Genomic DNA, 16576 nt, shown 5'->3' with positions numbered 1-16576 from the left:
CTCTCAGCACAGCAGAAAACCTCACTGAAATCTTGTGGGCCGGTTCACATACGGGCACGGATCCGGAGGCCGAAGAGCCGCGGCCGTACCCTTGAGGCATGAGCAGCGCCCCCGCCCCCGAGCCGCGCGACCCCAAGGCCGCGCTCGTCTTCGACGACCCGCTCAGCCAGCAGTCCTCGGACGACACGGACCGCGGCTGGGACGAGGCCGGTGAGGGCGACGGCGCCGCCGACCTGAAGCGCTTCCTCGACGAGAAGCCTCCGCACCACCTGTGACGCGGACCCCGCCGGGTCGCTAGCGCCGGTCGCCGTCCGAGGCGCGCTGCGCGACCAGCGCGTCGCGGATCTCCTTGAGTACCTCAAGCTCGGTCACCTCGATGACCTCCCGCGTGCCCTCCCGGGCCTTTCTGCGGACCTCGACCCGGGCCAGGTACCGCGCCATGGGCAGCACCATCAGGAAGTAGACCACCGCGGCGGTGATCACGAAGCTCAGCGTGGCGCCGAGGACCGAGCCCCACATCAGCTGGATGCCGTCGGTGCCGGTGCACGACGAGCTGAGGCACGAGCTGTAGTGGTCGAGGTTCTGGGTGCCGATCGCCCCGACCAGCGGGTTGATGATGCCCTTCACCACCGAGTTGACGATGTTCGTGAAGGCGGCGCCGATGACCACCGCGACCGCCAGGTCGACGACGTTGCCGCGCATCAAGAAGGCCTTGAAGCCCTGCCAGATGCTCGGTTCCTTCTTCTCGCTCACCTCGGGGACTCTCCTCGTGCGCACAGGGGGTGGAACAAAGCGCTCCGCAACCTACGGCACCATACGGCCATCCTGTCGATTTTCTTCCCTCGAACGAGGGACTTGACAGCGTGTCGTCAAGACAATGTGTGCGCCGGTTCAGCACAGCGTCACCGCCAGCCGTGCGGTCGCGCTCGCCGCCACGAGGCGGGCAGCCGTGTCACGTGGCACCAAGAGCACGACGAGCGCCCCGCTCTCCGTGGCGCCGTCCAGGGGCTCGGGCAGTCTCGTCACCCGCGCACCGCGCGCGAGCACGCGGGCCTCGCCGCCCGTGGTGGGATCCTGTGCGGCGACGACGTCGACCCGGTCGCCGGGCCGCAGCAGCCGGACGGTGGCGGCATCGGCGATCCGTACCGGCGCGGTCACCGCCTCGACCGCGTCGGGCCGCCGTACGGGCTCGGCCGCGGGGTGGCCGCGGGCCCCCTCGGCGCGGTGCGGATCCGTCGTGGCACGCGGTCCGGCCGCCACGAGCGCGGCGGCGGTGACCGCGAGACCGGCCGCGACGGCGCGCCTGCGGTGCCGGACCAGCCGTTGCAGTCCGTACCGCCCGCCGCGCACCCGCACCGGCGGGAACTGAGGGACCTCGCAGGTGGCCGGCGCATCGGTGCCCAGCGGGCGCGGGGCGGGAAGCGGGGGCGGAAAGGACGACGCGGGAAAGGAGGGAGAGGGGGGAGAGGGTGCGGAGGTCTGCGGGGGGAGGTGTGGGGGAGTGGGGGCGGGGGAGGGAGAGGCCGGCTGGGAGAAGTGCGGGGGACGGACGGACATGAGGACCACCACCTGCGGCGCGGAATCGGCTTGCGTGCCACGATGACGCCTCGCGCCGCCGCTCGCCGGAGCCGGTGGAAGACGGCCGCCCTGTGGACAACTCGCCCACCCGAACGTGAGGTTCCGGCTACGGCGACCCGAACCCGCACGCCCTACGGCAGCCCGCCTCCGCGGTCACTTACCGCAGCACGCCCCCGTCATCTACTGCGACCCGAACCCGCACGCCCTACGCCAGCCCGCCCCCGCCGTCACGTACCGCTGCCCGCCCCCGCCGTCACGTACAACGTCTCGCCGCCACCTACGGCAGCTCGAACCCCGGATCCATGCCGCCCAGCGCGCCGGCGCACAGGCAGTCGCGTGCCGCGGTGTCCGGCAGGGCCGCCACCGCGTCGAACAGCACGCCCCTCAGCCGGTCCACATTGGCCGCGAACACCCGCAGCACCTCGTCGTGCGAGACGCCCTCACCGGTCTCCGCGCCCGCGTCGAGATCGGTCACGAGCGTCAACGACGTGTAGCACAGCTCCAGTTCACGGGCGAGCGCCGCTTCGGGGTGGCCGGTCATGCCGACCACCGACCAGCCCTGCGCCTGGTGCCACAGCGACTCGGCGCGGGTGGAGAACCGCGGGCCCTCCACCACGACCAGCGTGCCGCCGTCCACCGGCTCCCAGTCCCGGCCGCGGGCGGCCTTCAGCGCGGCGGCCCGCCCGGTGGGGCAGTAGGGGTCGGCCAGGGAGACGTGCACCACGTTCGGCACGGTGCCGTCGGGCAGCGGCAGCCCGTCGAAGTACGTCTGCGCCCGCGACTTCGTGCGGTCCACGAACTGGTCAGGGACGAGCAGGGTGCCGGGCCCGTACTCGGGCCGCAGGCCGCCCACCGCGCACGGACCGAGGACCTGGCGCACGCCCACCGACCGCAGGGCCCAGAGGTTGGCCCGGTAGTTGATGCGGTGGGGCGGCAGGTGGTGGCCGCGGCCGTGCCGGGGCAGGAAGGCGACGCTCCGGCCGGCGATCTCGCCGAGGAAGAGGGAGTCACTGGGCGCGCCGTAGGGCGTGTCCACCTGGATCTCGGTCACGTCGTCGAGGAACGAGTAGAAGCCCGAGCCGCCTATTACGCCGATCTCTGCGTTCGCCATGACGAGAACACTAGCTGGCGGTGAAAACGCCGGGGAAACGGCGCCGACCGGGGACGCCGAAGACCCCACCGTCGGGTGACGGCGGGGTCTCGTGGCAGGAGTCTCAGGCGGCGGAGCTGCCGGTGGAGCTCGACGACGAGGAGGACGCCGCCGAGGAGGACGCCGACGAAGACGACGACTTCGAGGAAGACGACGCCTTGGTGTCGGACGAGGAGTCCGAGGAGCCGGACGCGGCGGGCTTGGCGGCCGGGCTGCTGCTCGAAGAGGAGCCGCGGCTGTCGTTCCGGTAGAACCCGGAGCCCTTGAAGACAATGCCGACCGCCGAGAAAACCTTCTTCAGGCGGCCACCGCAGTTGGGGCACTCGGTCAGGGCGTCGTCGGTGAACTTCTGCACCGCCTCAAGGCCCTCGCCGCACTCGGTGCACTGATACTGATAGGTCGGCACTGTCTTCCTCCTGGCACTCTCACTCGTTGAGTGCTAACGACGGTCCATAGTGACGTATTCCCGTCGATCAGTCCACCGCGACCGGCGAGCGGTGACCGACACCACGCGCGACGGTACGGCGCCGGGACGGCGGAACCAGCCGGGAACGCAGTGCCAGCAGGGTCACCAGGGCCAGCACTGTGCCGCCCAGCGGCACCAGGAATCCGGCGCCGTCCCACAGCCGGTCCTCCAGCTGACCGGCGACGGTGACCGCGGCCGCCTGGCCGAGCGCGACCGCGCCGGTCAGCCAGGTGAACGCCTCGGTGCGGGCGCCGGCCGCGACCAGGTCCTCCACCAGGGTGTAGCCGGTGATCAGAGCGGGCGCGATGCACATGCCGACCAGCAGGCCGAGCCCGGCGAGCGGGAGCGCCGAGTGGGCGGTCCACAGGGCGGACGCGGTCAGGGCGAGGGCCGTGTAGCCGACCACGAGGCGGCGCTGCGGGGCGGCCTTCCAGGCGATGGCGCCGCACACGACGCCGGAGAGCATGTTGCCCGCCGCGAAGGTGCCGTACAGGACGCCGTTCAGCCCGGGTTCGCCGATCGACTCGCTGAACGCGGCGAGCGAGACCTGCATGCCGCCGAAGACCGAGCCGATGCCCAGGAACGTCACGATCAGTACGCGCACCCCGGGGACGCGCAGTGCGGACGCCTGCCGCACGCGCGCGTGGCCGCCCTCGGACACCGACGGCTGGGTGCCGCGGCGCGCGGCGAACAGCAGACCGCCGAGGAGCGTCAGCGCGGCCTCCGTGACGAGGCCCGCGGCCGGGTCGACCGTCGTGCACAGGGCCGTGGCCAGCAGTGGGCCGACGATGAAGGTCAGCTCGTCCGTGACGGACTCGAAGGCCGCGGCGGTGGCCATCAGCGGGGAGCCCTGGAGCCTCGCGCCCCAGCGGGCGCGCACCATGGGGCCGATCTGCGGCACCGAGGCGCCGGTCGGCACGGCCGCCGCGAACAGGGCCCACAGGGGTGCGTGCGCCAGGGCGAGCGCCGTCAGGGCGAGGCCCGACAGCGCGTGCACGAGGACGCCGGGGATCAGCACGGCGCGCTGGCCGTAGCGGTCGGCGAGGCGCCCGCTGTAGGGGGCGAACAGCGCCATGGAGACGCCGGTGACGGCCGCGGCGGCGCCCGCGGCGCCGTACGAGCCGGTGGTGTGCCGCACGAGCAGCACGATGGAGAGGGTGAGCATCGCGAACGGCTGGCGCGCCGCGAAGCCGGGGAGCAGGAACGTCCATGCGCCGCGCGTGCGCAGCAGTTGTCCGTATCCCGGGCGGGACGGTGCCGCCGGGTCCTCCGACGGCTCGGTGGTGACCGTGGACGCCACGGCCCGTGCCTTTCTGCCGCCTGGTAGCGCGACCCTTGCCGGGCCGTTCACCTCCGGAGCGCGCTCCTTCGGTTCACGCGCCTCGCGGGGCGCCGAGAGCTGTCCTCTTGCGCGGAACTGCGGTAGATGCCGGCGCCCACACCTGAGGGCGTCCGGCCGCCATACGGTCGCGCCAGCTCTGCGTCAGACAGAGTTGGTTCGATCAGGGGTGCCTTCACCCTACAGGGGTCGAGGGCGCGCACACCTGTGAAAGCGGGCACTGCAAGGCGCGTTCGCCTGGGATTGCGGGAGGTGTGAACCGTACGAAACACGCCCTTAACCTCAGCAACCTCAGCGTCCCGCTCCCGCTCCGTCCGTGCCCAGCCACCCGGCCAGCTTGCCGCCCTGGGCGACCGCGCGCAGCCGGCGTTCCGCGGCGTCGCGGACGGGGTCGACGGTGACCACGAGCAGTTCGTCCCCGTGCCGCAGCACGGTCGTCGGCATCGGTACGAACGACTTGCCCTCGCGCACGACCAGGGTGACCCCGGCGCCGGCCGGCAGGCGCAGTTCGCCCACCTCGACGCCGTGCATCCGGGAGCCCTCGGGGATCTCGAAGGACAGCAGATGCCCGCGCAGCCGCTCCAGGGGCGCCGATTCGATGCCGAGGTCGGCCGCCTCCGTGCCGTCGCCGAGCTTCAGCATCCGCGCGAGCCAGGGCAGCGTCGGCCCCTGGACCAGGGTGAAGACGACGACCAGGACGAAGACGATGTTGAAGACGCGGCGGCTGCCCGCGACGCCGTTCACCATGGGGATCGTCGCCAGGATGATGGGCACGGCGCCGCGCAGCCCGGCCCAGGACATCAGGACCTGTTCCCGCCACGGCACCCGGAACGGCACCAGGCTGAGCACCACGCTCAGCGGACGCGCGACCATGGTCAGCGCCAGGCCGATGACCAGGGCCGGCAGGAAGTCGTCGCCCAGGTCGTGCGGTGTGACCAGCAGTCCGAGCAGGACGAACATGCCGATCTGGGCGATCCAGCCGAGCCCTTCGGCGAAGCCGCGCGTGGCGGGCCAGTGGGGCAGCTTGGCGTTGCCGAGCAGCATCGAGGCCAGGTAGACCGCGAGGAAGCCGCTGCCGTGGGCCAGGGCGCCGGCCGCGTAGGCGGTGACCGCGATCGCCATCACGGCGATCGGGTAGAGACCCGAGGCGGGCAGCGCCACATGCCTGAGGCCCCAGGCGCCGAGCCAGCCCACCGCGAGCCCTATGGCCGCGCCGATGGCCAACTCCAGCAGTATCTCGCCCAGCAGCACGTACCAGTGCTCGATCGGTCCCGCGGTGGAGAAGGCGATGACCAGGATGACCACCGGGGCGTCGTTGAAGCCCGACTCCGCCTCCAGGGTGCCCGTCACGCGCGCGGGGAGCGGGATTCTGCGCAGCACCGAGAAGACCGCCGCCGCGTCCGTCGAGGACACCACCGCCCCGATGATGAGGGCCTGCCGCCATTCCAGCCCGACAAGGAAGTGCGCGGCCGACGCCGTCACCCCGACGCTCACCGCGACGCCGCACAGGGCCAGCGTGGAGGCCGCGCTCAGCGAGGGTTTGATCTCCTTCCACTTGGTGCTGAGACCGCCCTCGGCCAGGATCACGACCAGGGCCGCGTACCCGATGACCTGGGTCAGTTCGGTGTCACTGAAGTGGATCTTCGCGATGCCGTCCTGGCCCATGAGGATGCCGATCCCCAGGTAGACGAGCAGGCTCGGCAGCCCGCTGCGCGAGGAGATCCGGACCGCCGCCACGGCGACGAGCAGGACGAGGGAGCAGACGAGCAGGAGCTGGTTGAGGTGGTCGACAGTCAGCAGCGCATCCCTTCACCGGCTCGCGCGCGAGGGGCGCGACGCTCATGTACACGATCGAGGCTGCGGTACACCGCTTGGACCGCACCCAACTACTTCATTACCTTACCTAACTCTTGACGCTTTCTTGACGCTGGACGAGGCAAGATCGAACGTCCGTCCGTGCTGGTTCCCGACTCCGGGTCAAGTGCCCCACGGCCCTGCGCCTATGGTTGCTCCAGCGCTCATTCGAAGTCACAGCCCGACCTGCCGCTCGCGTTAGGACAGCAAGGACAGCGATGCCCCCCAACACCACCGCCACAGCGGCTGCCCGGCCCGGCAAGTCCGGCAGGAAGAAGGGGCGCAGAGCCCGACTGATCGTGCTGGTGCTCGTCCTGGCCATCGTCGGCGGCGTCGCCTACGGGGCGTACTGGTCGATCAGCACCGTGCGCGCGTCCTTCCCGCAGACCACGGGGTCGATCAGGCTCGACGGCCTGTCCGGACAGGTCGATGTGAAGCGGGACGGTTACGGCATCCCGCAGGTCTACGCCTCCTCCGACGAGGACCTGTTCATGGCGCAGGGCTACGTCCAGGCGCAGGACCGGTTCTACGAGATGGACGTGCGCCGCCACATGACGTCCGGGCGGCTGTCCGAGATGTTCGGCAAGGGCCAGGTCAAGAACGACGAGTTCCTGCGCACCCTGGGCTGGGACCGGGTGGCCGAGAAGGAGTACGACACCAAGCTGTCGGACTCCACGAAGAAGTACCTCCAGGCGTACGCCAAGGGTGTCAACGCCTATCTGGAGGGCAGGGACGGCAAGGACATCTCCCTGGAGTACGCGGCGCTCGGGTTCACCAACGACTACAAGCCCGAGAAGTGGACTCCGGTCGACTCCGTCTCCTGGCTCAAGGCGATGGCCTGGGACCTGCGCGGCAACATGCAGGACGAGATCGACCGCGCCCTGATGACCAGCCGCCTCGGCCCGCAGCAGATCAAGGACCTCTACCCGGAGTACCCCTACAGCCGCAACAAGGCGATCGTCCAGGAAGGCCAGTACGACGAGCTGACCCAGGCGTTCCAGCAGAGCGGCGGCACGAGCGGCACACAGGGCTCCACGGGCACCGGAACAGGAACGGGCACGGGAACGGGCACGGGCACGGCGGGCTACACGGGCACGAACGGTTCGACCGGCACCTCCACGGCCGGATCGGGCCTCACGAGCCAGCTGTCGGGCCTCTACGACGTCCTGGACGACCTGCCCACGGCCGTCGGCGTGAACGGCCAGGGCATCGGCTCCAACTCCTGGGTCGTCTCCGGCAAGTACACGATCACCGGCAAGCCGCTGCTCGCCAACGACCCGCACCTGTCGGCCTCGCTGCCGTCGGTCTGGTACCAGATGGGCCTGCACTGCCGCACCGTCTCCGCCAAGTGCCAGTACGACGTGACCGGTTACACCTTCGCCGGCATGCCCGGTGTGATCATCGGCCACAACGGCGACATCGCCTGGGGCATGACGAACTCCGGTGTCGACGTCACCGACCTCTACCTGGAGAAGCTGACCGGCAGCGGCTACCTGTACGACGGCAAGGTCAAGCCCTTCACCACCCGCGAGGAGACCATCAAGGTCGCCGGCGGCGAGTCCAAGAAGATCGTCGTCCGCGAGACCAACAACGGTCCGCTGCTCTCGGACCGCGACGACGAACTGGTCAAGGTCGGCAAGAAGGCCACCGTCGACACCGCCGCCCCCGACCGCGGCGACGGCTATGGCATCGCCCTGAAGTGGACCGCCCTGGAGGCGGGCACCTCCATGGACGCCGTCTTCGCCATGGACCGGGCCGCGGACTGGGACGACTTCCGGGCCGCCGCCGCGCTGTTCGACGTGCCCTCGCAGAACCTGATCTACGCCGACACCCAGGGCCACATCGGCTACACGCTGCCCGGGAAGATCCCCACGCGCGCGGAGGGCGTCGACGGCTCCGTCCCGGCGCCGGGCTGGGACTCCAAGTACGCCTGGACCGGGTACCTCAAGCAGGACCAGCTGCCCTACGAGTTCGAGCCCGCGCGCGGCTACATCGTCACCGCCAACCAGGCGGTCGTCGACCAGGACAAGTACCACTACACGCTGACCGCCGACTGGGGCTACGGCACCCGCAGCCAGCGGATCACCGACCTGATCGAGTCCAAGATCAAGGGCGGCGGCAAGATCTCGACCGACGACATGCGCCAGATGCAGCTCGACAACAGCAGTGAGATCGCCAAGCTGCTCGTGCCCAAGCTGCTGAAGATCCATGTGAAGGACAAGGACGTCCGCGAGGCGCAGCGGCTGCTGGAGGGCTGGGACTACACCCAGGACGCCGATTCCGCGGCGGCGGCCTACTTCAACGCGGTCTGGCGCAACATCATCAAGCTCGCCTTCGGCAACAAGCTGCCCAAGGAACTGCGCGTCAAGGGCCAGTGCCTGTGGGTCGACAAGATCGACAGCACCGGTCCGGTGGACGACGACACCAAGGTGCGCGAGTGCGGCGAGCGGGACGCCGACCAGGCGCAGCCGGACGGCGGCGACCGCTGGTTCGAGGTGGTGCGCACCCTCATGGACAAGCCGGACAGCGACTGGTGGAAGACGCCGGCCTCCAGGACGGGCAACCGGCCCGAGGCGGACAACCGCGACGAGCTGTTCCGCCGCGCCATGATCGACGCGCGCTGGGAGCTGACCTCCAAGCTCGGCAAGGACATCGACAGCTGGAGCTGGGGCCGGCTGCACCGGCTGTTCCTGAAGAACCAGACCCTGGGCACCGAGGGTCCCGGCGTCCTCCAGTACGTCCTCAACCGCGGCCCCTGGAAGCTCAGCGGCGGCGAGGCGACGGTCAACGCGACCGGCTGGAACGCCGCCGGCGGCTACGGGGTGGTGTGGGTGCCGTCGATGCGGATGGTGGTCAACCTCGACGACCTCGACAAGTCGAAGTGGATCAACCTCACGGGCGCGTCGGGCCACGCCTACAGCGCCCACTACACCGACCAGACCGACAAGTGGGCCGACGGCGAGCTGCTGCCCTGGTCGTTCTCCGGGAAGGCGGTCGACAAGAGCACGAGCGACACCCTGGTGCTCAAGCCGTGACCCGCTGACAGCCCGCCGAAAGGGCCCTCCACGCGCGCGTGGAGGGCCCTTGCCCTTTCGGCCCCTGTCCTTCCGGTGTCCTTCCGGGCTGCCGCGGAGTCGTCTGCCCGCTGCCCGGAGGCCGCCGTCAGGCGGCCGTGAACCGGCGCACGCCCGACGGTGTCACGACGGCCTGCACGGGCCGGTCGTGCGGCTGTGCCGGAACGCGCTCGACGACCTCCGTGTCGTACAGGAGCACCACGAGGGCGGGGTGCGCGTCCGCGCGTTCCAGGCGGGCCAGCACGCGGTCGTACGAGCCTCCGCCGCGGCCCAGGCGCGTTCCGCGCGCGTCCACCGCGAGGCCGGGCAGCAGCACCACGTCGGCACGCGTCACGGCGTCCGGGCCCAGCCGGTCACCCGCGGGCTCGAACAGCTCCATCCGCCCGCCGTGCCGCACGCGCGCGAGGGAGCCCTCGCCGGCGTACGCGCCCCAGTCCAGGTCGTGGTCCGGCAGCAGCGCGGGCAGCAGGACGCGGACGCCCCGCGCCCGCAGCGCGTCCAGCAGCGCCGGGGTGCCCGGCTCGCCGCCGACGGAGACGTACGCCGCCACCGTGCGCGCCCGGGCCAGCTCGGGCAGTTCCAGCGCGCGCTCGGCCAGCGCGGCGCCGGCCACCCTGACGTCATCCGCCGTCAACCTGTTCCTTACCGCAAGGAGCTCTCGCCGCAACGTGCGCTTGTCAGGCTCGGCCGGACGTCCTGCGTCATCCACGGGTCGTTCTCGCATCCTTCTCAATACGCTCATATGAGAGCGAGTTAACCGGAGCCACAGTTTTCGCACAAAGGCACCGGATAGGGTTGCGGGCATGACTCAGTCGCACCCCAGGATCAGCAAGGCTGTCATCCCCGCAGCGGGCCTCGGCACCCGGTTCCTGCCGGCCACCAAGGCCACTCCCAAGGAGATGCTGCCGGTCGTGGACAAGCCGGCGATCCAGTACGTGGTCGAGGAGGCCGTGTCGGCGGGGCTCGATGACGTCCTCATGATCACGGGGCGCAACAAGCGCCCCCTGGAAGATCACTTCGACCGCAACTACGAGCTGGAGTCGGCCCTGCAGAAGAAGGGCGACGCCGAACGGCTCGCCAAGGTCCAGGAGTCCAGCGACCTCGCGACGATGCACTACGTGCGCCAGGGCGACCCCAGGGGCCTCGGCCACGCCGTGCTGTGCGCCGCCCCGCACGTCGGCCACGAGCCCTTCGCGGTGCTCCTCGGCGACGACCTGATCGACCCGCGCGACCCGCTGCTGCGGCGCATGATCGAGGTCCAGGAACGGCACGGCGGCAGCGTCATCGCGCTCATGGAGGTCGCGCCCGAGCAGATCCACCTCTACGGGTGCGCGGCCGTGGAGACCACCGTGGACGGCGACGTCGTCAAGGTCACCGGCCTGGTCGAGAAGCCGGACGCGGCGGACGCGCCGTCGCACTACGCGGTCATCGGCCGCTACGTCCTCGACCCGCACGTCTTCGACATACTGCGGAAGACCGAGCCGGGCCGCGGCGGCGAGATCCAGCTGACCGACGCCCTCCAGCAACTCGCCCAGGACGAGAAGGTCGGCGGCCCCGTGCACGGCGTCGTCTTCGAGGGCCGCCGCTACGACACCGGCGACCGTGGCGACTACCTGCGTGCCATTGTCAGACTCGCATGCGAACGTGAAGACCTGGGCCCGGACTTCCGGACCTGGCTTCGCAGTTACGTAGCCGAGGAGATGTAGCGAGTTGAGCAGCACCGCGACCCGCCCCGCCGACCCGGACCACCTGTGGACGGTGGACGAGCACCTGGAGGACGTCCTCACCACCGTCCGCCCCCTCGAGCCCATCGAGCTGCAACTCCTCGACGCCCTGGGCTGTGTCCTCGTCGACGACGTCACGGTGCCCGTCTCGCTGCCGCCGTTCGACAACAGTTCCATGGACGGGTACGCGGTGCGGGTCACGGACGTCGCGGGCGCGAGCGAGGAGTTCCCGGCCGTCCTGGAGGTCGTCGGGGATGTCGCGGCCGGCGCGGCCGATCCGGTCCGGATCGGCCCCGGCCAGGCCGCCCGCATCATGACCGGCGCCCCGCTGCCCCCCGGCGCGGAGGCCGTCGTCCCCGTGGAGTGGACCGACGGTGGCCTCGGCGAGGGCCCGGTGACCGGGATGCGCGCCCGCAGCCTGGCCCCGGAGGGCGCCAGCGGGCAGGTGCGCGTGCACCGCTCCGCCGAGCCACGCGCGCATGTGCGCGCCGAGGGCAGCGACGTACGGGCCGGTGACCGCGCCCTCGCGGCCGGCACGGTCCTCGGCCCGTCGCAGATCGCGCTGCTGGCCGCCATCGGCCGCGGCACCGTACGCGTCCACCCGCGCCCGCGCGTGGTCGTCCTGTCCACCGGCAGCGAACTCGTCCAGCCCGGCGAACCGCTCGGCGGCGGCCAGATCTACGACTCCAACAGCTTCGCCCTGACCGCCGCCGCCCGGGATGCCGGCGCCATCGCCTACCGGGTGGGTGCCGTCGCCGACGACGCCGAGACGCTGCGCTCCGCGATCGAGGACCAGCTGGTCCGCGCCGACCTGCTGGTCACCACGGGCGGCGTCAGCGTCGGGGCGTACGACGTCGTCAAGGAGGCGCTGTCGGACGTCGGCGACGCGGACGAGGCGGGCGGCGGCGTCGAGTTCCGCAAGCTGGCCATGCAGCCCGGCAAGCCCCAGGGCTTCGGCACCGTCGGCCCCGACCACACGCCGCTGCTGGCCCTGCCCGGCAACCCCGTCTCGTCGTACGTCTCCTTCGAGGTGTTCGTCCGCCCCGCCATCCGCACCCTCATGGGGCTGCCGGACGTCCACCGGCCCCGGATCCGGGCGACCCTCACGGCGGATGCGGCGCTCAGCTCCCCCAAGGGCCGCAGACAGTTCCTCCGGGGCACGTACGCCGACGGCAAGGTGACGCCGGTGGGCGGCGCCGGATCCCATCTGGTCGCGGCCCTGGCGCACGCCGACGCGCTGATCGTCGTCCCCGAGGACGCGGAGTCCGTCGAACCCGGCTCCGAGGTCGAGGTGATCCGGCTCGGCTGAGCCGCCCCGGCATCCCGGTACCGCTCGGCCCAGGCGGTCCCGTGACCGGCCCGTCACCGTCCGGCCGGGCGGCCCCGGGAGCCGGTCCTGCTCCGGTGCGCGCCCCGAGTTGGCGGTACCGTGTCGCGCACGACACACCCGTGCGCCGCACCGCGACGGGTCCCGACCGGGAGCGCCACACACCATGAGTACGCAGGACCGACTGACGCACATCGACGACGCGGGCGCGGCCCGCATGGTCGACGTATCCGGGAAGGACGTGACCGCGCGCACCGCCCGCGCCAGCGGCCGCGTCCTCGTCTCGCCCCGGGTGATCGAGCTGCTGCGCGGTGAAGGAGTCCCCAAGGGCGACGCCCTGGCCACCGCGCGCATCGCGGGCATCATGGGCGCCAAACGCACCCCGGACCTGATCCCGCTGTGCCATCCGCTGTCGGTGTCCGGTGTGAAACTGGACCTGTCGGTCGCGGACGACGCCGTCGAGATCGTGGCCACCGTGAAGACGACGGACCGCACGGGCGTCGAGATGGAAGCCCTCACCGCGGTGTCGGTGGCCGCGCTCACCGTGATCGACATGGTCAAGGCGGTCGACAAGGGAGCGGTCATCACGGACGTGCGGGTGGAGGAGAAGACGGGCGGCAAGTCGGGCGACTGGAGCAGGTCGTGACCGCCGGGGCCTATCGCGCGCTGGTCGTCACGGCCTCCAACCGCGCCGCGGCCGGCGTCTACGAGGACAAGAGCGGCCCGCTGCTCGCCGACGCACTGAAGGGCCTCGGCTTCACGGTCGAGGGCCCGCAGGTGGTCCCCGACGGGGACCCGGTGGCCGCCGCCCTGCGCGCCGCGGTCGACGCGGGCTACGACGTCGTCGTCACCACCGGGGGCACCGGCATCTCGCCCACCGACCGCACCCCGGAGGCCACCCGCGCGGTCATCGACTACGAGGTGCCGGGCATCGCGGAGGCCGTGCGGGCGTTCGGCCGCGCGAAGGTGCCGACCGCGGCGCTCTCCCGGGGGCTGGCCGGAGTGGCTGGCCGGACGCTGATCGTCAACCTGCCCGGGTCCAGCGGCGGGGTGAAGGACGGTCTGGCCGTCCTTGAGCCGCTGCTCGTGCACGCCGTCGACCAGATCCGCGGCGGCGACCACCCCCGCAAGGAGGCGGCGCCCCGGCAGGCCGGCCACGGCCGTTCCAGACACGGGGGTGCGAGCTGAACAGCCCATCCTGGCCCGCTGTGCTGGCGGACGGCGATGTCGTCCTCCGGCCGATAAGGCTGCGCGACCAGCGGACCTGGCGCGAGGTGAACCGGCGCAACCGGGACTGGCTGCGCCCCTGGGAGGCGACCATTCCGCCGCCCACGCCCAGCGGGCCGATCACCCACCGGCCGACCTACCGCCAGATGGTCCGGCATCTGCGCTCCGAGGCGAACGCGGGCCGGATGCTGCCCTTCGTCATCGAGTACCAGGGCCGTCTGGTGGGGCAGTTGACGGTCGCCGGGATCACCTGGGGGTCCATGTGCTCGGGACACATCGGTTACTGGGTGGACGAGGCGGTGGCCGGCCGCGGAGTCATGCCGACGGCCGTGGCGCTCGTGGTGGACCACTGTTTCCGCACCGTCGGCCTGCACCGCATCGAGGTCTGCATTCGCCCGGAGAACCGGCCCAGCCGCCGGGTCGTGGAGAAACTCGGATTCCGTGAGGAGGGGCTGCGGCCGCGTTATCTGCACATCGACGGCGCCTGGCGCGACCACCTCGTCTTCGCGCTCACGGCGGAAGAGGTGCCCGAAGGGCTGCTCGGCCGCTGGCAGCGGGCACGAGCCCGGCGCAGGACGGACGACGGGAGCGCGCCGAACGGCCCGGGCGCCCCGCGGAATCCGCAGAACACCCCGGGGAATCCCGGGTAGCCCGGAAATTGAATGCATGTTCGAAATTGATCGGCGGATGACCGACTCAAGGCATTGAATTGGCGGCAACGGCGGTCTGCTGATCGCATCGGTCGCAAAAAAAGCTCGAAATATCAGCTGGATCGTGCGACACACCGGCCCAATTGGCAGATGGCCTCACGCAAACCCCTCTACGGTGTGAGGCGTGAGCAGCAGCGGCCTCATCTACGCAGTCATCGTCGGGGCCTGGGCCGCCTACTTGGTGCCGATGTGGCTCCGTAGGCAGGACGAGCTGAACGAGGCCCGTCCGACGGAACGCTTCAGCACCGCCATCCGGCTGCTGTCCGGACGGGCGGGGATGGAGCGCCGATACGCCAAGGACCTGCGGTCGCGCTCCGCCGGCGAGGGGGAGCCCGACACCGACGCACCCGGCACCGCCACCGACTCGGTGGACGTCCGGGCCCTCGCCATGCCTCCGCTGCGCCGTCAGGCGCGCGCGCAGGCCGAACCGGAGGTGTCCGCCCCCGCGGCCAAGTCGCCGTCCGCACCGGCGGCCACGGCCCCGCCGTCCGCCCCCGCGGCCAACTCCCCTTCCGCACCGGCGGCCCCGCCCTCGTCGGCGCCCGCGCAGCAGGGTGTCCCGGCCGCGCGGCGCGCCCCCTCGGCGCAGGCCGCCGCGGCGCGCGCCCGGCGTTCGAAGGTGCTCGCGCGTCGTCGGCGCACCACGGTGATGCTCTTCCTCGCCTTCACGCTCGGCGCGATCGTCGCCGCCGTCGGCGGGCTCGCCTTCCTGTGGGCGCCCGGCGTGCCCGCCGTGCTGCTCAGCGTGTACATCGCGTATCTGCGCACCCAGGAACGCCGCCGGTTCGCCTATCAGATGGACCGGCGCCGGGCCGAGGCCGCGGCGCAGCGGCTCAGGGAGCGCCAGCCGCGCCGGCGCGCGCCCCTGGACCCGGGCGCCACCGCCGACGAACCGGACGAGGGACCAGAACCGGAGACCGACCCAGGGCTCTCCGCGCTCGCCGCCGACCGGCGTGCCCTCGTCGAGCAGACCGACCACGCCGAGTGGGTCGACCAGCAGCGCGAGCGGCAGCGCCGCCCCGGGCACGGCGACAGCTGGGACCCGGTGCCGGTGCCGCTGCCCACGTATGTGACCGCGCCGGTCGCGCCCCGGGCCACGTCCGATGTGGACCTGGCGGCGCCCGACGCCTGGAGCTCCGCGCGCTCCAGCCCCGTGGTACCCGAGCGGGAGCCGGAGCAGGCCGCGCCCGCGCCCGGCGGCACCGCGGAGGAGGAGGCGCACGCCGGGGAGGACAAGCCGGCGGCTGACGGACGCACGGACGCGCGCCGTGCCGCCTCCGCCCGCCGGGCGCGCGAGCGCGGACGCACCCCGCTGTTCGACCAGTACGAGGACGGCGACCGGCCGCGCGCGGCCAACGAGTGACGGCGGGCCCGCGACGGCCTGGGAAACCGTTCCCGGGCCGCCCGGGAACCCGGCCGCTGACCAGTCGGGGAACGGATTTCCAAGCACCCCGAGGGGGATGCTAAAGTTTCACTCGTTGCAAGGGCCTGTGGCGCAGTCCGGTAGCGCACCTCGTTCGCATCGAGGGGGCCAGGGGTTCAAATCCCCTCAGGTCCACGCAGCATGAAGCCCCAGTCGGCGATGCCGACTGGGGCTTCTGTGCGTCTAGAGGGGCTTCGCGTAGCAGAGGCTCGACTCGTGGTGGCGGTAGTAGCCGAACTTGGTGCACGGCTCGTAGCCGCTGGAGACGTACAGGGCGATGGCCTCCGGCTGCTTGGTGCCCGTCTCCAACACCATGCGGATGCGGCCGGCGGCGCGCGCGTCCTCCTCCAGGGCGGCCAGCAGGCGGCGGGCCAGGCCGCGTCCGCGCATCTGCTCGATCACGAACATGCGCTTGAGTTCGGCGTCGCCGTCCTCGTTGCCCTCGCCGTTCTGGTCCTGGCTGCGCCAGCCGCCGGTGGCCACGGGCCGGTCGCTGTCGTCGTAGGCGATCAGGTACACGCCCCTCGGCGGGGTGAAGTCCGAGGCGTCCAGGGCCGTGGCGTCGCCGCCGTCGCCGTAGCGCAGGTGGTACTCGGCCTGGACCTCGTCGTTGAGCTTGACGGCGTCGGGGTGGTCGAAGGGAACGCGGCGTATATTCATGCTGGGCATCGTACTTCTATGCAGAGGCGGAACAGGATCTCGTC

16 protein-coding genes and 1 tRNA gene are annotated in these 16576 nt (G+C 71.6%); 9 read left to right on the top strand and 8 right to left on the bottom strand.

Annotation, left to right across the window (positions count from 1 at the left end):
• The first annotated feature begins 98 nt into the window (after positions 1–98).
• Entirely contained in the window at positions 99–275 is a 177-nt protein-coding gene (locus tag ACIRFL_RS12990; protein ID WP_404027278.1) for a hypothetical protein, read from the top strand.
• A 19-nt stretch (positions 276–294) separates the two neighbouring features.
• Here ACIRFL_RS12990 and mscL read toward each other — a convergent pair whose 3' ends face one another.
• The 6 genes from mscL to ACIRFL_RS12960 form a co-directional block, all read right to left on the bottom strand.
• Positions 295–753 carry a large conductance mechanosensitive channel protein MscL gene (mscL, locus tag ACIRFL_RS12985; RefSeq protein WP_404027275.1) on the bottom strand — a complete coding sequence of 153 codons (459 nt, stop codon included), beginning with the start codon at positions 751–753 and terminating at the stop codon, positions 295–297.
• Positions 754–891: 138 nt separating this feature from the next.
• The gene (locus tag ACIRFL_RS12980; RefSeq protein ID WP_404027273.1) at positions 892–1557 is read right to left on the bottom strand and encodes a hypothetical protein; all 666 of its coding nucleotides are present in this window, start codon (positions 1555–1557) and stop codon (positions 892–894) included.
• 298 nt (positions 1558–1855) lie between these two features.
• Complete coding sequence (locus tag ACIRFL_RS12975; RefSeq protein WP_404027270.1) at positions 1856–2689, bottom strand: S-methyl-5'-thioadenosine phosphorylase; 834 nt, start codon at positions 2687–2689, stop codon at positions 1856–1858.
• 103 nt (positions 2690–2792) lie between these two features.
• The gene (locus ACIRFL_RS12970) at positions 2793–3134 is read right to left on the bottom strand and encodes an FmdB family zinc ribbon protein (protein WP_404027267.1); all 342 of its coding nucleotides are present in this window, start codon (positions 3132–3134) and stop codon (positions 2793–2795) included.
• A gap of 67 nt (positions 3135–3201) precedes the next feature.
• The gene (locus ACIRFL_RS12965; protein ID WP_404027265.1) at positions 3202–4494 is read right to left on the bottom strand and encodes an MFS transporter; all 1293 of its coding nucleotides are present in this window, start codon (positions 4492–4494) and stop codon (positions 3202–3204) included.
• Between the two features lie 330 nt (positions 4495–4824).
• A complete protein-coding gene (locus tag ACIRFL_RS12960; RefSeq protein WP_404027347.1) occupies positions 4825–6330 on the bottom strand; it encodes a potassium/proton antiporter in 1506 nt (501 codons plus the stop codon).
• A 275-nt stretch (positions 6331–6605) separates the two neighbouring features.
• Between ACIRFL_RS12960 and ACIRFL_RS12955 the strand changes: the two genes are divergently transcribed.
• Positions 6606–9422 (top strand): penicillin acylase family protein, encoded by a 2817-nt coding sequence (locus tag ACIRFL_RS12955; RefSeq protein ID WP_404027262.1) that lies wholly within the window; start codon positions 6606–6608, stop codon positions 9420–9422.
• Between the two features lie 127 nt (positions 9423–9549).
• Here ACIRFL_RS12955 and ACIRFL_RS12950 read toward each other — a convergent pair whose 3' ends face one another.
• On the bottom strand, positions 9550–10185 hold the full coding sequence (locus ACIRFL_RS12950) for a 5-formyltetrahydrofolate cyclo-ligase (RefSeq protein WP_404027261.1): 636 nt from the start codon (positions 10183–10185) through the stop codon (positions 9550–9552).
• Between the two features lie 79 nt (positions 10186–10264).
• Here ACIRFL_RS12950 and galU point away from each other — a divergent pair, with 79 nt between their 5' ends.
• The 7 genes from galU to ACIRFL_RS12915 all read left to right on the top strand — a co-directional run bounded on the left by galU (position 10265) and on the right by ACIRFL_RS12915 (position 16007).
• Entirely contained in the window at positions 10265–11167 is a 903-nt protein-coding gene (gene galU, locus ACIRFL_RS12945) for a UTP--glucose-1-phosphate uridylyltransferase GalU (protein WP_404027258.1), read from the top strand.
• A 4-nt stretch (positions 11168–11171) separates the two neighbouring features.
• Complete coding sequence (gene glp / locus ACIRFL_RS12940; RefSeq protein ID WP_404027255.1) at positions 11172–12494, top strand: gephyrin-like molybdotransferase Glp; 1323 nt, start codon at positions 11172–11174, stop codon at positions 12492–12494.
• A 184-nt stretch (positions 12495–12678) separates the two neighbouring features.
• On the top strand, positions 12679–13158 hold the full coding sequence (gene moaC, locus ACIRFL_RS12935; RefSeq protein WP_351734092.1) for a cyclic pyranopterin monophosphate synthase MoaC: 480 nt from the start codon (positions 12679–12681) through the stop codon (positions 13156–13158).
• A complete protein-coding gene (locus tag ACIRFL_RS12930) occupies positions 13155–13700 on the top strand; it encodes a molybdenum cofactor biosynthesis protein B (protein WP_404027253.1) in 546 nt (181 codons plus the stop codon). Before moaC ends, ACIRFL_RS12930 begins: the two co-directional genes overlap by 4 nt.
• A gap of 20 nt (positions 13701–13720) precedes the next feature.
• Entirely contained in the window at positions 13721–14389 is a 669-nt protein-coding gene (locus ACIRFL_RS12925) for a GNAT family N-acetyltransferase (RefSeq protein WP_404027251.1), read from the top strand.
• Between the two features lie 184 nt (positions 14390–14573).
• On the top strand, positions 14574–15812 hold the full coding sequence (glpR, locus tag ACIRFL_RS12920; RefSeq protein WP_404027249.1) for a gephyrin-like molybdotransferase receptor GlpR: 1239 nt from the start codon (positions 14574–14576) through the stop codon (positions 15810–15812).
• A 121-nt stretch (positions 15813–15933) separates the two neighbouring features.
• Positions 15934–16007: transfer RNA gene (locus ACIRFL_RS12915), tRNA-Ala, on the top strand.
• Positions 16008–16055: 48 nt separating this feature from the next.
• On the opposite strand, the gene ACIRFL_RS12910 is transcribed toward ACIRFL_RS12915, so the two are convergent.
• Positions 16056–16532, bottom strand: coding sequence for a GNAT family N-acetyltransferase (locus ACIRFL_RS12910; RefSeq protein ID WP_404027247.1), 477 nt, complete (start codon positions 16530–16532; stop codon positions 16056–16058).
• Between the last annotated feature and the right edge of the window lie 44 nt (positions 16533–16576).

The sequence above is a fragment of the Streptomyces sp. NPDC102462 genome (assembly GCF_044765425.1).
Classification (GTDB): domain Bacteria; phylum Actinomycetota; class Actinomycetes; order Streptomycetales; family Streptomycetaceae; genus Streptomyces.
This window is presented reverse-complemented; position numbering and strand designations above follow the sequence as displayed.